We start from the raw sequence: 1,727 nt of genomic DNA, 5'->3' as shown, positions 1-1,727 counted from the left end.
GATGAAATGGTGCGTATGAAAGCTGTTTTCAAGAATGGGCATGCCAAAGAAACCGAAGTTTATCGGTTTTTAAAAAAGTATGCATTGAAACACAAGTTACGCCGCCATCAAGGCTATGGTTTTTAACCATTCCGCAACGGACGTAAGCCGGTTTTGTTTCTTCGCTTCTTCGAGCCATGCATCTGCATGCTGGCACATGGCAATGAGATAAACCCGGATGTTCCAATGACGGGAACTGCGGCCGCGGGAGGATTCTAACTTGTAGTCCACCTTCTGCCGCTTGATGCAGCGTTCGACGCCAGTTCGCAGCGCGTAGCGCTCCGTCCATTCCTTGCTGTCGCGACGAATGCGCGGAAAGAAGCGCGGGTTATCTTTCGTGGAAGTGTATACAGTTCGACCGTACTCCGATTCCGAACAGGGATGAGGACACTCCCACTTTCCAACTTTGGCCGGGCAGCGCCACTTGTTCCGGAAACTTTTTGAGTTTTTGCCCCAGTTGATCATCTTTCGACCGATGGGACAGACCGGCACGCCGTCTGTGCCAAAGGTAATATCGCCAGATACCAATTTGCCGGAACGCCTGGGATTCAGGTCGATGATGGCGGAAACATCATCATGTTCCAGCATGGTATAGATGGGAAGAGCGTCGTGGGCGGAATCCAGAATCGCTTCTCCCAGCTTCCATTGCGGGTACCAGTGACGAAGCTCGCGGTACCCGCAAACCCAAGACACCGTGTCATGTTGGCTGGCACGGAACAAACGAGGATAGACCGGCAGATTGTACGGACTATCCGCCGCGCAGAACATATACAGTGTTCTGCCGTAGTAATATCTTTCACGGTAACTGTCCCAGCCCCAATCGGCATCGGGATCGGCATATTGACGTTTGCAGTCGCACTTCCAGTTGCCTGTCTTTCGACAGTCGCAAAGGAACTTTCCGTAAGAACGAGCTCCGGTTGCTACCGGGGAGCCGTCGCCAATGACACGAAAGTTACGGGTATCGCCGAGCAAACCTTTCGCCGCAGAAGGCAGGACGAACAACGTCTGGAACAGGTGTTGCAACAGGTCATGTTCTTTTGGCGTGTAATGGATCTTCTCCTCTCGCAGGACGCGGGAGACGAGCTTCTCCGTAATCTTCGGATTTTTGGGTTCTTGCTTTTCGTTCTTCTTACCTTTCTTTCGCGGTTTCTTCAAGCGGCGTTTCCTGCGTCCCGTCTTATGTGGAGTGGATGCCTTCCAAAGCCTTCGGAAGAAGTCGTAGAAGGTGCCGACGCCGGGCGTATCGCCAGGAGCGAAGCCGCTGAGAATGGCGTAAACAGGCGTGGTGCGAAGCGCACAAACCCAATCATCCACGCTCATCCCAAGCTTGGTCATCAAAAGCGTACTGCGCAACATGTCAGAGGGATCGCGAGGTTTTCGACCTTTGGTTTTCGGGGAGTAGCCCGATCGCATCAAGGAAGCAGTTGCGGATAAATCGACAGGAGTAATCCAGAAAATCAAATCGCTGTAAAACTGTTGCAGTAGTGCTAAATCGGCAGGAGTGCCGTACTCCTTGTGAAGTTGCTCCGTCACAAAGATCAAGTAATTCTGATGAGTGCGGGAAACCAATTTCACAACAATCACCCAATTCTCAAAGAGATAGGCAGGAAAAAATGCCTTCTCGGCGATTGTTGGGGGATTTCGAAAATGTCAAGAGGAAAGTTTGTTCGCATCCCTGTTTTGGGGTG

Annotated in this window: 1 protein-coding gene; it reads right to left on the bottom strand. The window is 51.6% G+C overall.

Features of this window, described 5'->3' with window-relative positions; genetic code table 11:
* Window positions 1–96: 96 nt before the first annotated feature.
* Complete coding sequence (locus ACFQ03_RS25805) at window positions 97–1,614, bottom strand: DDE transposase (RefSeq protein WP_379291889.1); 1,518 nt, start codon at window positions 1,612–1,614, stop codon at window positions 97–99.
* Window positions 1,615–1,727: the final 113 nt, after the last annotated feature.

Source organism: Paenibacillus residui, assembly GCF_042677205.1.
GTDB classification, from domain to species: domain Bacteria; phylum Bacillota; class Bacilli; order Paenibacillales; family NBRC-103111; genus Paenibacillus_L; species Paenibacillus_L residui.
The sequence above is the reverse complement of the archived record's forward strand: the minus strand, read 5'-3'. Positions and strand labels throughout refer to the sequence as shown.